The organism is Alteriqipengyuania abyssalis (assembly GCF_019857185.1).
Lineage (GTDB): Bacteria > Pseudomonadota > Alphaproteobacteria > Sphingomonadales > Sphingomonadaceae > Alteriqipengyuania > Alteriqipengyuania abyssalis.
The window spans coordinates 696,978-716,221 of record NZ_JAHWXP010000002.1; the positions used below are offsets into that span (position 1 = coordinate 696,978).

General features: G+C 65.5%; 19 protein-coding genes and 1 tRNA gene. 10 read left to right on the plus strand and 10 right to left on the minus strand.

Going from position 1 to position 19,244, the window contains the following annotated elements; translation table 11 throughout:
- Positions 1-79: 79 nt before the first annotated feature.
- Positions 80-520, minus strand: coding sequence for a DUF4870 family protein (locus tag KYN89_RS08500; RefSeq protein ID WP_222824665.1), 441 nt, complete (start codon positions 518-520; stop codon positions 80-82).
- A gap of 79 nt (positions 521-599) precedes the next feature.
- On the minus strand, positions 600-1,538 hold the full coding sequence (locus tag KYN89_RS08505; protein WP_222824666.1) for a formate/nitrite transporter family protein: 939 nt from the start codon (positions 1,536-1,538) through the stop codon (positions 600-602).
- Positions 1,539-1,881: 343 nt separating this feature from the next.
- Between KYN89_RS08505 and KYN89_RS08510 the strand changes: the two genes are divergently transcribed.
- From KYN89_RS08510 to KYN89_RS08540, 7 genes are all read left to right on the plus strand, one after another.
- Positions 1,882-2,178, plus strand: coding sequence for a hypothetical protein (locus KYN89_RS08510; protein WP_222824667.1), 297 nt, complete (start codon positions 1,882-1,884; stop codon positions 2,176-2,178).
- A gap of 67 nt (positions 2,179-2,245) precedes the next feature.
- Complete coding sequence (gene argB / locus KYN89_RS08515) at positions 2,246-3,184, plus strand: acetylglutamate kinase (RefSeq protein ID WP_222824668.1); 939 nt, start codon at positions 2,246-2,248, stop codon at positions 3,182-3,184.
- Between the two features lie 75 nt (positions 3,185-3,259).
- Positions 3,260-3,556 carry a YggT family protein gene (locus KYN89_RS08520; RefSeq protein WP_222824669.1) on the plus strand — a complete coding sequence of 99 codons (297 nt, stop codon included), beginning with the start codon at positions 3,260-3,262 and terminating at the stop codon, positions 3,554-3,556.
- A complete protein-coding gene (gene folD, locus KYN89_RS08525; protein WP_222824670.1) occupies positions 3,553-4,446 on the plus strand; it encodes a bifunctional methylenetetrahydrofolate dehydrogenase/methenyltetrahydrofolate cyclohydrolase FolD in 894 nt (297 codons plus the stop codon). The genes KYN89_RS08520 and folD overlap by 4 nt, the downstream gene beginning before the upstream one ends.
- Complete coding sequence (locus tag KYN89_RS08530) at positions 4,446-5,210, plus strand: hypothetical protein (RefSeq protein WP_222824671.1); 765 nt, start codon at positions 4,446-4,448, stop codon at positions 5,208-5,210. The genes folD and KYN89_RS08530 overlap by 1 nt, the downstream gene beginning before the upstream one ends.
- Positions 5,211-5,231: 21 nt before the next feature.
- On the plus strand, positions 5,232-5,855 hold the full coding sequence (locus KYN89_RS08535; protein ID WP_222824672.1) for a MarC family protein: 624 nt from the start codon (positions 5,232-5,234) through the stop codon (positions 5,853-5,855).
- Between the two features lie 78 nt (positions 5,856-5,933).
- Positions 5,934-6,983, plus strand: coding sequence for a serine hydrolase domain-containing protein (locus KYN89_RS08540; protein WP_222824673.1), 1,050 nt, complete (start codon positions 5,934-5,936; stop codon positions 6,981-6,983).
- Here the strand turns inward: KYN89_RS08540 and KYN89_RS08545 are convergent.
- Complete coding sequence (locus tag KYN89_RS08545; RefSeq protein ID WP_010233913.1) at positions 6,970-7,575, minus strand: LON peptidase substrate-binding domain-containing protein; 606 nt, start codon at positions 7,573-7,575, stop codon at positions 6,970-6,972. The genes KYN89_RS08540 and KYN89_RS08545 overlap by 14 nt on opposite strands.
- A gap of 5 nt (positions 7,576-7,580) precedes the next feature.
- Positions 7,581-8,510, minus strand: a complete 930-nt coding sequence (locus tag KYN89_RS08550) for a tetratricopeptide repeat protein (RefSeq protein WP_222824917.1) — start codon at positions 8,508-8,510, stop codon at positions 7,581-7,583.
- A gap of 194 nt (positions 8,511-8,704) precedes the next feature.
- On the opposite strand from KYN89_RS08550, the gene KYN89_RS08555 reads away from it, so the two are divergent.
- Both KYN89_RS08555 and KYN89_RS08560 read left to right on the plus strand, forming a co-directional pair.
- Positions 8,705-8,779: transfer RNA gene (locus tag KYN89_RS08555), tRNA-Gly, on the plus strand.
- A gap of 233 nt (positions 8,780-9,012) precedes the next feature.
- Positions 9,013-11,196 (plus strand): TonB-dependent receptor, encoded by a 2,184-nt coding sequence (locus KYN89_RS08560; protein ID WP_222824674.1) that lies wholly within the window; start codon positions 9,013-9,015, stop codon positions 11,194-11,196.
- A 16-nt stretch (positions 11,197-11,212) separates the two neighbouring features.
- On the opposite strand, the gene KYN89_RS08565 is transcribed toward KYN89_RS08560, so the two are convergent.
- The 6 genes from KYN89_RS08565 to putA all read right to left on the minus strand — a co-directional run bounded on the left by KYN89_RS08565 (position 11,213) and on the right by putA (position 18,248).
- Positions 11,213-11,704 carry a DoxX family protein gene (locus KYN89_RS08565; protein ID WP_054526373.1) on the minus strand — a complete coding sequence of 164 codons (492 nt, stop codon included), beginning with the start codon at positions 11,702-11,704 and terminating at the stop codon, positions 11,213-11,215.
- Positions 11,705-11,774: 70 nt separating this feature from the next.
- Complete coding sequence (locus KYN89_RS08570) at positions 11,775-12,950, minus strand: saccharopine dehydrogenase family protein (RefSeq protein WP_222824675.1); 1,176 nt, start codon at positions 12,948-12,950, stop codon at positions 11,775-11,777.
- Positions 12,951-13,309: 359 nt separating this feature from the next.
- On the minus strand, positions 13,310-13,810 hold the full coding sequence (locus tag KYN89_RS08575) for a hypothetical protein (RefSeq protein ID WP_222824676.1): 501 nt from the start codon (positions 13,808-13,810) through the stop codon (positions 13,310-13,312).
- Between the two features lie 78 nt (positions 13,811-13,888).
- Positions 13,889-14,443 (minus strand): dCTP deaminase, encoded by a 555-nt coding sequence (gene dcd / locus KYN89_RS08580; protein ID WP_010233928.1) that lies wholly within the window; start codon positions 14,441-14,443, stop codon positions 13,889-13,891.
- A gap of 56 nt (positions 14,444-14,499) precedes the next feature.
- Positions 14,500-15,024, minus strand: a complete 525-nt coding sequence (locus KYN89_RS08585; protein ID WP_010233931.1) for a hypothetical protein — start codon at positions 15,022-15,024, stop codon at positions 14,500-14,502.
- A 53-nt stretch (positions 15,025-15,077) separates the two neighbouring features.
- On the minus strand, positions 15,078-18,248 hold the full coding sequence (gene putA, locus KYN89_RS08590; protein ID WP_222824677.1) for a bifunctional proline dehydrogenase/L-glutamate gamma-semialdehyde dehydrogenase PutA: 3,171 nt from the start codon (positions 18,246-18,248) through the stop codon (positions 15,078-15,080).
- Positions 18,249-18,416: 168 nt separating this feature from the next.
- On the opposite strand from putA, the gene KYN89_RS08595 reads away from it, so the two are divergent.
- Positions 18,417-19,187, plus strand: a complete 771-nt coding sequence (locus KYN89_RS08595) for a Crp/Fnr family transcriptional regulator (protein WP_222824678.1) — start codon at positions 18,417-18,419, stop codon at positions 19,185-19,187.
- Positions 19,188-19,244: the final 57 nt, after the last annotated feature.

Consider the following 19,244-nt stretch of genomic DNA (forward strand, 5'->3'; position numbering starts at 1 on the left):
GTAAACGGCGCGGCGTAAGTCATTCAAAAAAAGCGGGAGTTCAGTTGCGGATTGCCACCGGGCCCGCGCGTCGGCCCGCCTAGAACCACCAAGTCTGCGGGTTGGGCATGGGCCGCCGGTTGGCCGCAGCGACCAGCGACAGGACGCTGCGCACGCAATACCAGATGATCGTCAGCAAACCGAACCCGACGACCACCAGCGTGACCAGCGCTGCGGACGGATCGCTTCGGGACGAGTCCGCCGCGGCGATCCACACTGCTACGCCCAGCACGGTTACCACCATCGCGACACTCACCCCAAAACCGATCCAGAAGGTGCGGATCAGATAGGTGAAGTGGCTTTCCTCCCACGGCTCGCCATCATTCTCCCCGCGCCAGACATAGGCGAGGATCAGCCCGACGAAGACCGAGAGGCCAAGGACCAGCGTCGCCAGATAAAGCCCCGCGACGATCGCCGGGCGCTGGAAGGTCACTCCGGTCTGCGCCGTCCGGCCCTCGCGCGTGTCATCCCATTCGCTCATGTCCGCCCCTTTTCGAAAAGCCCGTGGCGATCATAGGTCCGTGCGCCCATGTCGCAACGCTTTGGGGAGAGGGCTTGGGCTAGCGCCTCCGGTTGCGGCGCGTGCGGGGGCGCTCCTCGCCATAGACGTAGCCATTGTCGAGCTCGGGCACGACCTGCGCGTGGGCGAGCAGCGCGAACAGCAGCCCGCCGCCCACCACATTGCCCAGCACCGCGGGGACGAGAAATCCGAACAGGCCCTGCGCCACGCCGATCTTCCCGTCGAGCATGATGATCCACAGTTCCGCCGATCCGACGATCGAGTGCGCGACCCCGCCAAGGTGCATCAGCCCGGTGATCGCGGCGATGATGAAAATCTCCTGCCGTTCGAGATTGGGCATCGCCCAGACCAGCGCGGCGAGCATGAAGCCTGCCGGAATGCCCTTCAGGAACGGAGAGGACATCTGGTGGGTGATCGCGTCGAGCGAGGCCAGCGTGATCTGCTGACCGATCTCGGGCTGACCCGCGATGTTGAAATGGACGAACAGGCCGAAGGCGAAGGTGCCGACCATGTTGCCCGCCAGCACGATCGCCCACAGCCGCATGGTGCGGTTGAAATTGCGCCAGCACGGGGTCGTCGCCAGCGGGATGACCGCGGTGATCGTGCTTTCGGTAAACAACTGCAGCCGCCCCGCGATCACCGCGATGAAGCCGATCGAATAGCCCAGCGCCATCAGCAGCGGCATCCACGGCCCGTCGGGCACCTCGGCGGTGAAGATCCCGATCGCATAGGGCGACAGGCCGATCACGAAGCCCGCCGCAATCGCCGACCACAGCAGCGAGGATGCCGGCCGCTCCAGCTCGTCGATCCCGCGCTGGCGGATGATTTCGTGGACCAGCCGCGCGCTGGCGACCTCGTGGCTGGAGACGATCTCGCGCTCGTGATCGTCCAGATCCTCGCGCACGATATCGTGGCCGCTTTCCTTCGCGGCGTCGACGCCGTCCGCCTGGTCCTGATCGGCGCCCTCTTCCTCTGCCATGCGATAAAACCTTGTTGTGCCGGCAGGCATCCGCGCGTGCCGACGCTGAGCGCCCGGGATGGATAATGCGCAACGCGGCGCAAATATCCGCGCCTTTGCATAAAAGCGGTTCGGGCAGGGCAGCGGGATTGCTGCTGTCCTACTCGGATCGGCCCCGCTAGCATCGCGGGCATGGCCCTGTTGAATGTTCCTGCCCTGTTGACGACGCATGTGCGCCCAGCGGGCGGGGAGGGTTTTTTGGTCTCTGGACTGTGTGTCAGGTGTGTCAGGCGCGCGCGTTCTCGGAACTGCGTGGCGCCCTCGCGGCTTGTCCGGGTAACCCAACGCAACAGGAGACCACCAGATGGCCAATGACGACGTGATTCAGAAGAAGGGATCGAGCAAGTGGCTGTGGCTCGCGGTGATCGTGGTGCTGGCAGTGGCCGCGGTGATCGTGTTCCTCAACGCCGATGGCGATGAGCCGGCCCTGCCCGACAGCGCCACGACCACGCAGGAAGAACGGCTCAACACCGACCTCTCCGACGAATCGGAGCTGACCGAAAACGCGCTCGAGGACGTGAACGGGGTCAACCAGGTCGACACGGCAACGGCCGACACCACCGACGGCGCGTCGACCGACGAAGTGACGCCGGACGAGTAAGCCGACAGGGCGGGCGGGGCACCGTCCCGCCTTCCCAAACCGCGCGCGTGCGGCTAGCGCGCGGGGTATGAGCGAGACCACCAACTCCCGGGGCGCCCCCGCCGCCGACCCGTCGCTGGATGCCGGCGCCAAGGCCAGCGTGCTGATCGAGGCGCTGCCCTACCTGCGCCGCTACGCCGGGCGCACCTTCGTGGTGAAGTATGGCGGGCACGCGATGGGCGATCACGCCGCCGCGGCCAGCTTCGCGCAGGATATCGTGCTGCTGAAGGCGGTCGGCATCAACCCCGTGGTGGTTCACGGCGGCGGCCCGCAGATCGGCGCAATGCTGGGGCGGCTCGGGGTCGAAAGCAGCTTCGTCGATGGCCTTCGGGTGACCGACGAGGCAACGGTCGAGATTGCCGAGATGGTCCTCTCGGGCGCGATCAACAAGCAGATCGTCGCCGCGATCCATGCCGCCGGAGGGCGCGCGCTGGGTATCTCGGGCAAGGATGCAGGCCTGGTCCGCGCGCGCAAGGTCGCCCGCGATACGCGCACCGAAGACAGCGCGATCGAACGGGTGGTCGATCTCGGCTTCGTCGGCGAACCGGCTGCGATCGATGCCTCGGTCATCGAGCTGGCGACCAGCGGCGGCCTGATCCCCGTGATCGCTCCGATCGGCGCGGGCGAACATGGCGAGACCTTCAACATCAACGCCGACACCATGGCCGGCGCCCTCGCCGGTGCGCTCGGCGCGGCGCGGCTGCTGCTGCTGACCGATGTGGCGGGCGTGCTCGACGGCAACGGGCAGTTGGTGACCGAGCTTGACGAAGCGAAGATCGAGGCGCTGCGGGCTGAGGGCGTTATCACCGGCGGGATGATCCCCAAGCTGGAGACCTGCCTCGCCGCGACCCGCGCCGGGTGCGAGGCGGCGGTCATCCTCGACGGGCGGGTCGATCATGCGATGCTGCTCGAGTTCTTCACCGCCCGCGGTGCGGGTACGCTCGTCAGGGCGGCCGAAAACGGCTAGGGCGGCCTTGCCTTCGCTCAGAGGCGTCTTACTCTCCTAAGACGCTCAATCGAAACCTCAGGAGACAGGGCCACCATGCAAGCCCTCTACACCATCTACCAGATCGTCGAACTGCTCACGAACGTGTTCGTGATGCTGATCATCGTCCAGTTCGTGATCGGCCTGCTGCTCGCGTTCAACGTCGTCAGCCGCGGCAACGACTTCGTCGTTGCGGTGTACCGCTCGATCAACTCGCTGCTCGATCCGGTCCTCAGCCCGATCCGCAAGATGCTGCCGCAGACCGGTGCCATCGACTTCTCGCCGCTGGTGCTGATCATCGTGCTGCAGATATTCCTGATCATCCTCAGTTCCGTCATCCGGAGCCTTGCGTGAGCGCACAGCTTATCGACGGGAAGGCCTTCGCGGCAAACTTGCGCGAAAAGGTCGGCGAACACGCCGCGACCTTCGCCGAGAAGGCGGGGCGCAAGGCGGGTCTCGCGGTGGTGCTGGTCGGTGAAGACCCGGCGAGCGATGTCTATGTGCGCTCCAAGGGCAAGGCGACCGTGGCTGCCAATATGGAAAGCTTCGAGCATCGCCTGGCCGCCGACACCACCGAGGATGTGCTGATCGCGCTGGTCGAGCAGCTCAACGACGATCCGGCGGTCGACGGCATCCTCGTCCAGCTGCCGCTGCCCGGTGACCTCGACGAACAGGCGGTGATCGCCGCGATCGATCCGGGCAAGGATGTCGACGGCTTCCATGTCGAAAGCGCGGGGCGGCTGATGGTCGGGCAGGAGGGCTTCGTGCCGTGCACGCCGCTGGGCTGCATGATGATGCTGCGCGACCGGCTGGGCGACCTGTCGGGGATGAACGCGGTCGTCATCGGCCGCTCCAACATCGTCGGCAAGCCGATGGCGCAGCTGCTGCTCGACGCGAATGCCACGGTGACCATCGCGCACAGCCGCACCGCGGACTTGCCCGAGGTCGTTCGCCGTGCGGATATCGTGGTCGCCGCGGTCGGCCGACCGGAGATGGTCAAGGCCGACTGGCTCAAGCCCGGCGCGACGGTGATCGATGTCGGGATCAACCGGCTCGACCCAGCCGAGGGCGAGGCCAAGGGGCGTCTCGTCGGCGATGTCGACTTCGAGGCCGCGAAAGAGGTCGCGGGCGCGATCACTCCGGTGCCCGGCGGGGTCGGCCCGATGACGATCGCGGTGCTGCTTCGCAATACGCTGGTCGCAGCCTATAGGCATGAAGGGCTGGAACCGCCGGAGGGGTTATAATGCGCGCCACGTCGACCATCGCGCTGATCGCGCTTGCCGCAACGCTGGCTGCGTGTGCAGCGGGCGGCCAGCCGCGTATCCCGCGCGACCGGATCGACCGCGCGCTCGCCTCTACCCAATATACTGCCCAGCCGAGCCTGGTGGTCGCGCGCGAGAGCGAGTTCGCCCGGGCCGCGCGCGAGAAGGGCCAGTGGACCGCGTTCCGCGATTTCGCCGCCGACGGTGCGCTGCTGCACGGCCGCAACGGCCCGGTGCCTGCGCAGGCGGTGCTGGCGACGCTCGAAAATCCGCCGGCAGCAGTCCAGTGGTCGCCGCGCACCGTGATGATGAGCTGCGACGGGCGGATGGCGGTGAGCATGGGGCGCTTCCGCGATCCCGAAGGCCTGGTCGGCGATTTCGTGACCGTGTGGACGCGCGATCGCAACGACGATGAATACGACTGGGCCTACGACGTCGGCGGCTATGACGATCCGCAGCCTGCCCCGGTCGAACGCGATCCCGATGAAATCGTCGCCACCGCCTTCGACGCGGTGCAGGGGCTGGTGGCCGACTGCCCGAAGAACGGGGCGAGCGTGCCACCGCCGCCCGCGCTCGGGCCGGCGGGCGACGCCAGGCGAGGCGAGCAGATCTCCCGCGATGGCACGCTGCGCTGGGTGTGGGAGCATCTGCCGGACGGAACCAAACACGTCCGCGCGGACTACTACACTTCTGGCGCGTGGGAGACGATTGTCGACAAGCGCCTCGTTTCACCGCCTGAAGACTGACCGAGAGAGCGCCGCGCCCCTATGTTCGAGCTTTTCCTCTCCGCCTTCGTGACCTTCTTCGTGGTGGTCGACCCGCCGGGCTGCGCGCCGATCTATGCCGGGCTGACCAAGGGCGCGAGCGCGCAGCAGCGGCGCAACATGGCGCTGCGCGCGTGCCTGATCGCGGCGGCAATCCTGCTGGTGTTCGCGCTGTTCGGGGTCGACCTGCTCGCCGCCTTGCATATCGAGCTCGACAGCTTCCGGATCGCGGGCGGGCTGATGCTGTTCTGGATCGCGTGGGAAATGGTCTTCGAAAAGCGCACCCAGCGGCGCGAGGAACGCGCGGAGCGGATCGCTGCAAGCCCGGAGGTGGAGGACGTCTCTGTCTTCCCCATGGCGATGCCGATGTTGGCAGGGCCGGGCGCGATCGCCGCGATCATGCTCCTGATGAATGAGGCGGAATCCGTCGAGCAGATGGCCGTTGTGCTGGGCGCGCTGGCCGCTGTGCTCGCGATCACTGCCGTCGCGCTGATCGCGGCGGGGCCGCTGATGCGGCTGTTCGGCGACAAGGTCGAATCGGTCATCACCCGCCTGCTCGGCGTGCTGCTCGCGGCGCTGGCCGCGCAATATGTGATCGACGGGCTGCGCGGCGCCTTCGCGCTCTGACATCTCCGACTTTCCGGACGCGCGCGGTTCACGCGCGGTTAGGGGCCAGCGGCGCAACGTCGCTTGCGGGAGGAGCTTATGTCGATCAGGATCATCGTCGCGACGTTTCTCGTCTGCCTGCTGGGCAGCGCTGCGGCGGCGCAACCGCTGCCGCGCTACGATCTGGAGCAGCTTGAGGCTGCGATCGACAAGGGCGAGCTGGGCGATATCGCCGCGCTAGCCAGCACGCAGGGTGGTGAGATCACCTATCGCAAGCGGTTCGACGGCAAGGCCCCCGGCACTCCGGTAGATATCAAGTCGGCGGGCAAGTCGATCACCGCGCTGGCGGTGGGCATGGCGATCATGGATGGCAAGCTGGCCGGCCGCGACGTGGCAGTGTGGCCCTACCTCGGCCACTCGCGGGGCGAGCCGTTCGATTCGATCACGGTGGGCGACCTGCTCGCGATGGCCAGCGCGCTCGACTGCGATGACCGGGACGGCAAGTCTCCCGGGCAGGAGGAGCGGATGTACCGGACACGCGAATGGCGCGCCTTCGCGCTGGACCTCCCCGCGCGCAGTTTCACCCGGGGGGAGAACGGCTATGGCCCGTTCTCCTATTGCACGGCGGGCGTGTTCCTCCTCGGCCAGGTGGTCGAGACGGCGACGGGCGAGCGGTTCGACGATTACGTCCAGCGCCGCCTGTTCGACCCCCTCGGCATAGCGCGCCCCATCTGGCGGACCTCGCGTAGCGGCGAGATCCAGTCAGGCGGGCAACTGACCATTTCGGACGACGCGCTGCTCAAGATCGGTCGCCTCGTCCTCGATCGCGGGGAGTGGGACGGCCGGCAGGTGATCGACCGCGACTGGATCGAGTCGATGCTGACCCCGCGCCACACGCTGGGCGAACACCAATTCTACGGCGATTTGTGGTGGGCAACCCCGCTGCGCGCGGGCGAGCAATATGTGCCTGCGTGGATGATGAAGGGCAATGGCGGTAACATCGTCGCCGTGGTGCCCACCCACGATGCCGTGCTGGTGGTGCAGACGCGTAATTACAACAAGCGCGATGCGGAGCGGCACGCGTTCACCGCGCTGTGGGCCATGCTCGGCGCGCTTGAACCGGTTACGGCCCCGGCTATTGCAAGGTAACCCGGTCGTCCGTGCCGTTCTGGCGGCCGAAGAAGTACATCAGCTGGATCAGCAGCTCGCACCGGGCGGCAAGGTCCGGTGTCTCCAGCAGCGCCTGCTTGGACGCGGCATCGAAGGGGGCGATCTGGCTGACCCCGTTGATCAGCGACTGGTCGTCGAGCTGGGCGACCGCATCCCAGTCCACCGAATAGCCCTGAGCATCGGCGAAACGGCGGGCTTCGCGTTCGAACCCGGCGCGCTCGATCCCGCTGAGCACTTCGTCGCCGTCTTCGGCGATCAGCTCGCCCTCGATCTGGCGGAAGGGGGTGGCGACATCGAGCTCGCGAATCATGCGAAAGCGGCTCTCCCCGTCGAGCACGAGGTTGTAGCGTCCGTCATCCATCGCCTCGACATCGGCGATCTTGCCCACGCAGCCGATGTCGTAGAGCGGCGATCCATCGCGCGTGGTCTTGGGCTGGATCATCGCGATTCGCCGGTCGCGCGCCAGCGCATCGCTGACCAGCGCGCGATAGCGCGGCTCGAACATGTGCAGCGGCAATTGCAGGCCGGGGAACAGGATCGCGCCGGTAAGCGGGAAGATGGACAGGCGCATCGGGCCTAACCGAACAGGATCTTGGACAGGCGACGACGGGTGGCGACCACCCATGCATCTTCCAGACCGACAGCCTCGAAGATCTGCAGCAGCTTGGTCCGCGCTGCGCCTTCGTTCCATTCGCGATCCGCCTCGACCATGCTCAGCAGCTCATCCGCTGCGGCATCGCGCTGGCGGGCGGCGAAGGCGGCTTCGGCGTAGGCGTAGCGTGCGTCCATATCGCCGCCCTGGGCCTTCTCGCGCAGCGCGGCCAGTTCGCCCTCGTCGACCTTCTCGCCCGAGAGTTCCAGCTGCGCACCGGCCTGTGCCACGGCGGGGTCGGCCTTCTGCTCGTCGGTCAGCGCGTCGAAGGCAGCCTGCGCCTGATCGTGCTGCCCGTTCGCCAGCAGCGCGCGAATCAGGCCGGACTGGATTTCGGCACGGCTCGCGATTTCGGGCGGGGCGGCGGTCACGATCTCGGTGTAGAGCTGGACGGCTTTCTCGGTCTCGCCCGCATCCAGCAGCTGCTCGCCCATCGCAATCAGCTGCTCGACTTCGGGCATGCCATTAGTGGCATCCGAATCGGCACCGGCCGCATTGGGATCGATCGGAAGCTGCGCGAGAATCTGGTCGAGCGCCTGCGTAAGCTGGCTTTCGCTGCGCGCGCTGGTCAGGTCGGCCACGGGGCGGCCCTGGAACATGGCGTAGACGGTGGGGATCGACTGGACCTGGAACTGGCTGGCGATGAACTGCTCTTCATCGACATTGATCTTCTTCAGGACCACGCCCTTGTCGGCATATTGCGCCGCGACCTTTTCCAGCATCGGGGCGAGCGCCTTGCACGGGCCGCACCATTCGGCCCAGAAATCGAGCACCACCAGCTTCGTCATCGACGGTTCGACGACTTCTTTCTGGAAGCGTTCGACCGCTTTCTGTTCCTCGATATTGAGCCCCATGCTGGCCAAGTGCGATCCCCTTCTTTGTCGTGCGGTTGCAGGCTTTCGGTTTGCCCCAATGTGGGCCTTTCGCGGGGGATGTGAAGGGCCTGCAAAAACCTGTAATTTAGCGCTTGCGGTACCGGGCCCTCGTTGCTAATTGCCCGCTTCCCGTTCCGGAGAGGCCCTCGCGGCCCGCCGGAAACGCCAAGTGAGCGGGCGTAGCTCAGGGGTAGAGCACAACCTTGCCAAGGTTGGGGTCGGGCGTTCGAATCGCCTCGCCCGCTCCATTTTCTTCAGAACAATCCGGCTTTGCCGGGCGTCCGCGCAGCGCGGTTCGCCCAGAATCTTCCGCGTCCTGCGCAGCGGCTGCGCGCGCTTCGCCGGTTGCCTGATTTTCATAGACTTACCGACGAACGAACGATTCGGATCGCCGAAGCGCAATATCGGTCTTGCGCTCGCAAGAATGAAACGTTAGCTGCGGATGATATAAAGTAACACACAAACAGGATCGTTCCCCCTTATGAAGCTCTCCTCCATTGGCAGCCTGCCGCTGCTTGCCATTGCCCTGGCCGCCGTTCCCTGTGCCGCTCAGGTGCAAACGGCCGATGATCCTGCGGACAGTAGCAGTGACGATGTCGGCGACGACTTCCACAATCGCACCAGCCAGCAGGCGGACATCGTGGTCACTGCGGGCAGGAGCCTGAGCCAGCTCGACGTGCTTGCCGGCACCTCGGTCGTCGAGGGGGTCGAGCTGCAGAGAAACATGAATGGTCAAGTGGGCGAGATTCTAGAAGATCTCCCCGGCGTTTCGGGCAGCGGCTTCTCGCCCGGCGCTTCGCGCCCGGTGGTTCGCGGCTTCAGCGGAGAGCGCGTCCGGGTGATGAGCGACGGGATCGGATCGCTCGACGCATCGAACACCTCGGACGATCACGCGGTCAGCATCGACCCGCTGACCGTCGAGCGGATCGAGGTTCTGCGCGGCCCCGCCGTGTTGCTTTACGGCAGCCAGGCGATCGGCGGCGCGGTCAACGTGATCGACAAGCGCATTCCGCGCAGCATCCCTGACGAGCCGATCCATATCGACGGGCTGGCGAGCTATGACAGCGTCAACGACGAATACCGTGTCGGTGCTTCGGTCGACGCGCCGCTGGGTGGCGGTTTCGTCGCCCACATCGATGGCAGCTATCTCAATTCTGGCGACATCCACGTGCCTGGCTATGTGCTGAGCGACGGCCTGCGCGCCGATCTGCTCGCCGATGCGGCCGAGCATGACAGCGACGGCGAACCCGAGGAGGCCGCCGAACTGCGCGAGGTCGCGAACCAGCAGGGTATCGTGCCCAACACCTTCGTAGAGACCAAGTCGGTCAACGCCGGCCTCGCCTTCTTCTCGGGCGGCAGCAATTTCGGTTTCGGTGGTGGCTATTACGAGACCACCTATGGTGTGCCCGAAAACCCGGCCGGCGGGCATGAACATGAAGACGGCGGCGATGAGGAAGGCGACGCGGGCGTGTCGATCGGCCTCAAGCAGTATCGCGCCGAATATCGCGGCGACCTGGACCTGGGCTCGGGCTTCCTCGACCGGCTGCAGACCCGCGTCGGCTACAGCGACTATACCCACACCGAATTCGAAGGCTCCGAGGTCGGCACCGTGTTCGATGTCGAAGGGTTCGAAGGGCGTGCGGAGTTCATCCAGGCTCCCGTCGGCAACCTGCGGGGTTCGTTCGGCGGCCAGTTCTACATTCGCGACTTCTCCGCGACGGGTGAAGAGGCCTTCGTCGCCCCCAACCAGACCGAACAGTACGGCTTCTTCACGCTTCAGGAGCTGAGCTTCGGCGACTTCCAGCTCGAAGGTGCGGCCCGGTTCGAAACCTCGAGCGTGTCCTCGACCCCGCTGAACGTCGATCGCAACTTCAACATCTTCTCCGGTGCGCTGGGTGTCTCCTACGACATCGGGGGCCTGCGGGTCGGCGTGAACGGATCGCGCGTCGGCCGTGCCCCTGCGGGCGAGGAGCTGTTCGCCAACGGACCGCACGTCGCCACCGGCCAGTACGAGCTGGGCGACGTGGACCTCGAGGTCGAACGTGCGTGGGGCCTGGAAGGCTTCGTGCGCGGCAATGTGGGCCCGGCGACCATCAGCCTGACCGCGTTCAAGAGCTGGTTCGACAACTACATCTACCTGAACAACACCGGCACTCTCGTCGAAGAAGACGGCAGCCCCGTGCCGGCCGGAGAAGAGGGCGGCCTCCCGCTGTTCAACTACCTGCAGCAGGATGCGACCTATTATGGGGTCGAGGCAGAGCTCGCCGTGCCGTTCGTAGAGAGCGACGCATTCTCCCTGCTCGGTGAAGCGAGTGCCGAGTACGTCAAGGCCGAACTGGCCGACGGCAGCCCGGTGCCCCGCATTCCGCCGCTGGGCCTGACCGGCGCGCTGACCGCCAAGACCGGCCCGTTCGAAGTGCGCGGCGAGGTCCAGTACTTTGGCGAGCAGGACGATGTGCCCGCGTTCGAGAGCGCAACCGATGCCTTCACCTTCGTCAACGCCTCGGTCGCCTGGCGTCCGCTGCGCGGCAACGACAACGTGACGCTGCTGGCCAAGGTCGACAACATCTTCGACGTCGAAGGCCGCCGCGCGACCAGCTTCACGCGCGACTTCATCCCGATGGCGGGGCGCAACCTCTCGGTCAGCGCACGCTTCAGCTTCTAGGCGGGGCCTCCCCCCTTCATCCCGCCTGGCCGTCCGCGGGGCCGCTGGCACTTCGTGCCTCGGCCTCGCGGGCACCCCTTTCACGTCCCTCCGCCCGCGCCGCCCGGATTTCGGCGCGCCGCGCGCGGTCCCGTTCGCGCCAGACATCGACCGATCCGCGCGCCTGCCCATAGGCGAACACCATCAGCAGCCCGCCCGCGATGGCGAGGTTCTTGAGCGCGAGTTGCAACTGCAGCTGGTCGCCCAGCTGATTGTGGAAGAAGAACACCGTCGCCAGCGTGAAGCCGAACAGCAGCAGGCTGCTGATCCGGGTGAGGAAGCCGATTGCCAGAAACACACCGAACACCAGCTCGAAAATGCCGACCGGCAGCGCCAGATTGGCCGGCAGCGTGGTCACCTTGTCGATGAAGGCCTGCGTCTGGGCGACGTTCATCACCTTGGTCACGCCCGAGATGATGAAGATCAGCGCCAGCAACATGCGACCGATTACCGAAGCCAGAAACGCCATCTCAATCGGTCTCCCCGTGGTTGTGTCGTATCTGTAAACCGCATGCGTGCCTTACGGCTCCCGCAGATGCTCACTCCTCCACTTCGAAGGTCAGTTCGGCATGTTCGCGCAGCCGCTCGACCAGCTTTTCTCCGAGGATCGAGCCCGGCGTGCCGATCCCGCCCGGCGCATCGCTTTGAAGCAGCCCAATGCCCGTCTCGCCGATCATCCGGCTGGTCGAGCCATAGCCCGGATCGTACCGCCCTTTGACCGCGTAGCGCAGCGTTTCGCCGCTGGCCGTCTCACCCACGAACAGCACGTCGTAATAGCCGTTCTCACGCTCTTCGAGCGTAGGGCCTTCGCCGGGCTTGGGCGGCTTCGCGCCGAACGGGTTCTTCATCATCTCGGCGGCAGCGTTCGCCGCCGCCTTGCCTGCTTCGCCGGGGCTGGTCAGGACCATCTCGTCGTAGCGGAAGTCCGCGCCATAGGGGTGGCCGAGCAGGAAGTTGGTGCGGTGCACGTTCTTTGTGTTGATCGGCGCCATCACGAAGGGCGCGGCCCACTTGCCCAGATCGCTCTCGTACTTGGGCACCATGCCGCCCGGCTGGTCCGGCCCGTCGAAGCCGGGGGTGAGGCCGAAGGGGCTGCGCATGATCTTGATGAGCGACGGGTCGCGCGCCATCGCCTTCATGCTCTCGGCAAGGCTGGCGGCAGTGCCGCCGCTGAACGTCCCCTTCATCGCCCGCACGCGCCCGCGCACCGTCTTGCACGGCGCACCGAAGCGCTCGCGCGCCTCTTTCTGGAGCATCAGCACGCCCAGATCGAAGGGGATCGAATCGAAGCCCGAGGAGAAGCTGATCCGCGCGCCGCTGGCCTTGGCGTCCGCCTCGTACTTGTCGATCATCTGCCGCATCCACGCGGGCTCGCCGCAAAGGTCGGCGTAGTGCGTGCCGCTCTTGGCGCAGGCGGCGAGCAGGGGTTCGCCGTAGAGCTGGTAGGGGCCGACGGTGGTGATGATGACCTTCGCCTGCTCGCACATCCGGTCGAGGCTGGTGGCGTCGGCAGCGTCGGCGACGATGGTGGGGGTGCTATCGGGCGCGCCGATTGCGCGCTTCACCTCGGCGAGCTTGTCCGGATTGCGGCCTGCCATCGCCCATGTCGGCGCGTCAGGCTTGTCGGCATATTCGCGCAGGAAATGCTCGGCGACCAGACGCCCGGTATACCCGGTCGCGCCGTAGATCACGATGTCGAATTGCCCGTCAGTCATATGCACTCTCTCCTCTTCTCCCTCGTCACCCCCGCGCTGGCGTCATTCCCGCATTCGCGGGAATGACGAGGATGTGGTGTTTGTGTGCTGCGGAAGGGCTGGCGTGTCAAAGCGGCTTTTTCGCCACAGGCGCGCCAGCCTGACACACCTGACACAGTGTCCAGGGGAGAAAACCCTGCCCTCGGCTGAGCGGCCATGGAACGTGGTTCTGGTTGGAAGGGCGAACTGAAAGTGGGATGCATGGCCACACTCTGTCAGCGCTCAGCTGAGTAGGAAAATAGAGAATGGACGGCGAGGTGGCCGGAATCGCGAAACTTCCTCGCTGCCTCTACTTTTTTGCCTTCTGAATGAATATTCAATCACTTGGAAGGAGGTTGGTAGCTGATGCTCCTAACCTTGGCTATGATTGGCGCGCGCGCGACGCCCGTGAGGGCGCTGAAATCTGTTCTGATAATGCGAGCGATATCTTCGTCTTCGAGGAACGGCAAGAACCGTGGGATGTGCCCGGGAGGGGAGAGGGGGTAGGTCTGCGTTTTCAAGATTTGGGCTTGGCTGCTACCTTCATAAAGCCGAAGATAATGCTGGCACCACAGAACAATGTAAGACGCTTCATCGTCTGATCTGTCTTCAAGCGTCGCTACGCATTCCCGAAGTCGGTTGCGGGCTTCGGCATGACGGCCTTCGAGAATACAGATGCGGGCATCGAACGGGGCTTGAAAATCAAGTCGAGTGCCTATTCTGGCCTTTGCTTTATCGAATGCACATCTGGCGTTTGCAGGCTTATTCCTGCCGGTGAAATAATGAGCGCGAAACAACGCGACGTAACCTGATAGGCGATGAATCACGCTCTCTACATCCATCGTTGAACGAGTTTCGTCAATCGATCGGAGTCCAGAGCTTCCAGAGTGCCTGTGACGGTGGGAGACGCCAACCCAATCCTACAACCGCGGCAGCGTGACCCCGCGCTGGCCCATATATTTGCCCGCGCGGTCCTTGTAGCTCGTCTCGCACCGCTCGTTGCCCTGCAGAAACAGGAACTGGCACGCGCCTTCGTTGGCGTAGATTTTCGCGGGCAGGGGGGTGGTGTTGGAAAACTCCAGCGTCACGTGGCCTTCCCAGCCAGGCTCCAGCGGGGTGACGTTCACGATGATCCCGCAGCGCGCGTAGGTCGATTTACCGAGGCAGATGACCAGCACGTCCTCGGGCACGCGGAAATATTCGACCGTGCGCGCGAGCGCGAAGGAGTTGGGCGGGATCGTGCAGACGTCGGTCTCGCGATCGACGAAGCTGTTCGCCGCGAAATCCTTCGGGTCGACCACCGCGCTGTCGACATTGGTGAAGATCTTGAACTCCGGCGCGACGCGCGCGTCGTAGCCGTAGGAACTGAGCCCGTAGGAGATGCAGCCGTCACGCCGCTGCGCCTCCTCGAACGGCTCGATCATGCCGTGCTTTTGTGCCTGTTCGCGAATCCAGCGGTCGGAGAGAATGGCCATGGCGCTGTGATGCGCAGCGCTGGCCGTGCGCGCAAGCCTGCGCTGGCGGCTTATCCCTACAGCTGTTTTGCGCCCAGCTGCGGGTTGAGCTTGGCCACGTGGTTCAGCCACTGCTTGGGCCGGCGCAGCATGCTGGCGGGGTAGGTCACCTTGAGCCCGGCCAGCTGCGCCATGCGGCCCACGAAATGGATGCAGTTGCGCCGGTCCAGGTCGTAGAACTTGCCCGGCGCGTTGCGCCACGCGGCGACCTCTCGCTTGACGCGGGCATATTGCGCGTCGCTGAGCGTCACCGTGAAATGCCGGTTGGTGCTGCGCACGCTGCTCTCGCTCTCGGTCATGATCTTGTGCTCGACCGGGCCGTTGAGCACTGCCGTCGTCGTGTGCTTGGCGGTGAAGCCGAAATTCTCGTCCACCTTGCGGCCATCGCTGGTAGTGCCTTCCAGCACCACGAAGGCATGCGGGTAGCGGCCGAACAGGACCGACCCGTCGAAGGAATGGAACGACATCCGCACTTCCGCAAAGGCGGTGGTGGACCAGGCGAGCGCAACCAGCGCGACGATCAGCTTGAGCGATTTGAGCATGGGGCGGACCTTTAACAGGTCCGCCACCACACTGGAACTGCGGTGTTACCCGATCACAGGCTTGCCAGCAGCGTGGCGTTGCCGCCCGCCGCGGTTGTATCCACCGTCACCACGCGTTCGGTGGCGAAGCGCGCGACGTAGTTGGGGCCGCCCGCCTTGGGGCCGGTGCCCGACAGGCCTTCGCCGCCGAACGGCTGGCTGCCGACCACCGCGCCGATCTGGTTGCGGTTGACGTAGAAATTGCCGACCTTGATCCGCGATTCGACGAAGCGGCGGGTTTCCTCGACCCGGCTGTGCAGCCCGCAAGTCAGGCCGAAGCCGACCGCGTTGATGTCGTCCACCACCTGGCCAAGGTCCTTGCCCTTGAACTTGGCGATGTGCAGCACCGGGCCGAAATTCTCGCGCTGGAGGTGGCCGATGCCCTCGATCTCGATGATCGTGGGGACCACGAAGCTGCCGCGTGCGAGGGAGGAATCCTCCTTGCCCCGCCAGATCGTGCGCCCAATCGTTTCCGAGCGCGCCACGTGCCGCTCCAGCGCAGCCTGCGCGTCATGGTCGATCACCGGGCCGACATCGGTGTCGAACCGGGTCGGGTCGCCGACGTCGAGCGCTTCGAACGCGCCGCGGATCATCGTCAGCATCTCGTCATAGACGTCTTCCTGGATGTACAGCACGCGCTGCGCGGAACAGCGCTGGCCCGCGCTCTGGAAGGCACTTGAGATGACGTCACGGGTGACCTGTTCGGGCAGCGCGGTGCTGTCCACGATCATCGCGTTCTGGCCGCCGGTCTCCGCGATCAGCGTCGCAATCCCGCCGTCGCGCGCGGCGAGGCCGCGGTTGATCGCCTGCGCGGTCGCGGTGCTGCCGGTGAAGGCCACGCCTGCGATGCGCACGTCGCTGGTGATCAGCTGGCCGACCTCGCCGCCGCCGGGCAGCAGCTGGAAGACCTCTTCGGGAATGCCCGCCTGGTGGCACAGCTTGACCGCGAGAGCGGCGATCAGCGGGGTCTGCTCGGCCGGCTTGGCGACCACCGTGTTGCCCGCTGCTAGCGCGGCGGCGGCGGGGCCGATGAAGATCGCCAGCGGGAAGTTCCACGGGCTGATCGTCGCGAACACGCCGCGCCCCGCGAGCTTGAGGTAATTGTGCTCGCCCGTCGGGCCGGGCAGCTCGGTAGGGTCGATGAACAGCCGCCGTGCCTCGTTCGCGTAGTAACGCAGGAAATCGACCGCTTCGCGGATTTCGAGCACCGCGTCGACCAGCGTCTTGCCCGCTTCCAGCTGGCACAGCGAGAGGATCTCGTCGGTATGCGCTTCGAAAGCGTCGGCTGCCGCTTCCAGCAGCAGCGCGCGCTTTTCACCGCCCAGCGCGTTCCAGCCGGGCTGGATCGCGGCTGCGCGACCGATCGCATCATCGACCTCTTCCGCGCTCGCATCGCGACGCGTACCGATCCGCATGCCGTGGTCGAACGGCGCGGTGATCGGGGCGATTTCGCCCGGAATCTCGGCCTTGAAGGTGGGCGAGGCTTCCCACTGCCGCTCGCGCATGTCGTGCAGCCGCTTGAGCAGCGGTTCGCGCACCAGCGGATCGGCGAGGTCCACACCGGCGCTGTTGCGGCGGCCGGGGAAGATGTCCTTGGGCAACGGAATCGCAGGGTTCCGCTTGGGCTCCAGCGCGGCCAGCTCGGCCACCGGATCGCCCGCCAGCTCGATCGCCGAAAGGTCCGAATCGGCCATCCGGTTGACGAACGAGCTGTTGGCCCCGTTCTCCAGCAGGCGGCGCACCAGATAGGCGAGCAGGTCCTTGTGCCCTCCGACCGGCGCGTAGATCCGCACCGGCGTCTTCGCATTGCCCTGCGCCTTGGCGAGCGCGGCGTAGAGCTCCTCGCCCATGCCGTGCAGGCGCTGGAATTCGAACTGCGTGCCCGCGCCTGCGCGCTGCACGATCGCAGCGATGGTGTAGGCGTTGTGGGTCGCGAAGGCGCCGTAGATCCGCTTGGGCGCGCTCAGCATCACATCGGCGCAGGCCATGTAGGAAACGTCGGTCGCGACCTTGCGGGTGAACACGGGGAAGTCGTCGAGCCCGGCGACCTGGCTGATCTTGATCTCGGTATCCCAGTAGGCACCCTTGACCAGCCGGACCATGAACTTGCGATCGTACTTCTCGGCCAGATCGATCAGCCAGCGGCACAGCGGCACGCCGCGCTTCTGATAGGCCTGCACCGCCATGCCGAAGCCTTCCCAGCGGGTGCCGTCGGGGCGGGCGAACAGCGAATCGTCCGACGCCAGCGCCTCGATAATGTCGAGCGAAAGCTCCAGCCGGTCGGCTTCCTCGGCGTCGATCGTGAAGTGGATATTGGCGTCGCGCGCGCGCACCGCCAGCTCGGTCACGATCGGGATCAGCGCCTTCTTCGCCTTTTCGGCATGGAAGATGTCGTACTTGGGATAGAGCGCGGTCAGCTTGACCGAGATGCCCGGGCTGCCGGAAATGGTCCCGTCGCTCTCGTCCTTAAGACGCTCGATCGCGTCGAGATAGGCTTTGCGATAGCGTTCGGCATCGGCGAAGGTCATCGCCGCCTCGCCGAGCATGTCGAAACTGTGGGTCAGGCCGCGCGCGCGCTCCGGCCCGGCGCGCTTGAGCGCCTCGTTGATCGACCGGCCGAACACGAACTGTCCGCCAAGGATCCGCATGGCCTGGAAGGTGGCCTGCCGGATCACCGGCTCGCCCAGCCGGTTCATGGCCCCGCGCAGCGTGCGGCCCATCGCCTTCTGCGTCTGTTCGGGCCGTTCGAGCACTTCGCCCGTCAGCATGAGCGAGAAAGTCGCTGCGTTGACGAAGGTGCTGTCCGATTCGTTGAGATGTTCTCGCCAGTTGATTTCACCGATCTTGTCGCGAATCAGTGCGTCGGCAGTGCGTCCGTCGGGCACCCGCAGCAGCGCCTCGGCGAGGCACATCAGCGCGATTCCCTCTTCGGTATTGAGCCCGTATTGGTGCAGGAACGCGTCGATCCCGCTGACGTCGCGCTTGCGCGCATCCTGGATCAGCTTGACCGCATAGGCTTGAATTGCTGCATGATCGCGGGTGAAAACCTGGGTTTCGCGCAGGCGATCGGCAACGCAGGCCGCCTCTTCCTGCCGAAACGCGGCGCGCAGCGCGCCGCGGTCGATCGGTTCGGCACTCGCGATGGGCGCGTGGTCGGCGGGCGGGTTTTTGGTCATCATATCCATACTCGCTTGGCGAGGTGGACCCGACGCGCGTGCATATCAAGCCTTGTGGTATTTCAAGGGGCTGCAGTTGCCTTGCCTGCGTGATCGCAGCGGGCTCGACCCGGGCCGCGCGAGCCGTTAGATCAGCGCTCAACGCGAGCCGTGACAAGCAAACGGCCAGGAGGGACAATGACACTCGAGCAGGAACTGGCGGAATTCCCGCTGACGGGTCGTTTCCTGTATGGCCGCCTGCGCGACAGCCTGAGCCATGAGGACCGTCGCCTGCTGGAAAACCTGCCGGAAGAAATCGCAAATTACCAAACCGATACCCGCGTGGTCGAGGCCGGGTCCGCCTGTTCGCGAAGCACGTTGCTGGTCGAGGGGTTCATCATCCGCGGGCTCGACGGCACCGGCAGCCGGTCGGCGCTGAGCGTGCATGTACCAGGCGACTTCGTCGATCTGCACTGCTTCGCGCTCAAGCGTCTGGACCATAATGTCGATACGATCGGGCCGGTGAAGCTGGCTTATGTGCCGCACGAAAAGCTTCGCGAGGTACTGCGAGACAGGCCGCATCTGGCGCGCCTGCTGTGGTCGTCCACTCTGCTCGATGCGGCGATGCACCGCCAGTGGATCATGAAGCTGGAACAGCTGACCACGCCGCGCCGGATCGCGCATGTCTTTTCCGAATTGTGGCGTCGGCTCGAAATGGTCGGGCTGGCGGACGAGGACGGATTCCAGACTCCGCTGACCCAGGTCGACCTTGCCGAGATGTGCGGCGCGACCCCGGTTCATGCCAATCGGGCGCTGCGCGAACTGCGCGAACGCGACCTGGCGACCTTCCGCAAGGGCAGGATCAGCTCGCCCGATCGGGCTGGACTGGAGCAGTATGCAGACTTTGCGCCCGACTACTTGTATGGTGATGGCGAACTGGCGGTGAAGAGCGAGCTTTTCGCGCTTTGATTGCATTCTGGGCAAGTTCTGGGGGCAAATTCGGTGAAGCTAACATGCATCAATAGA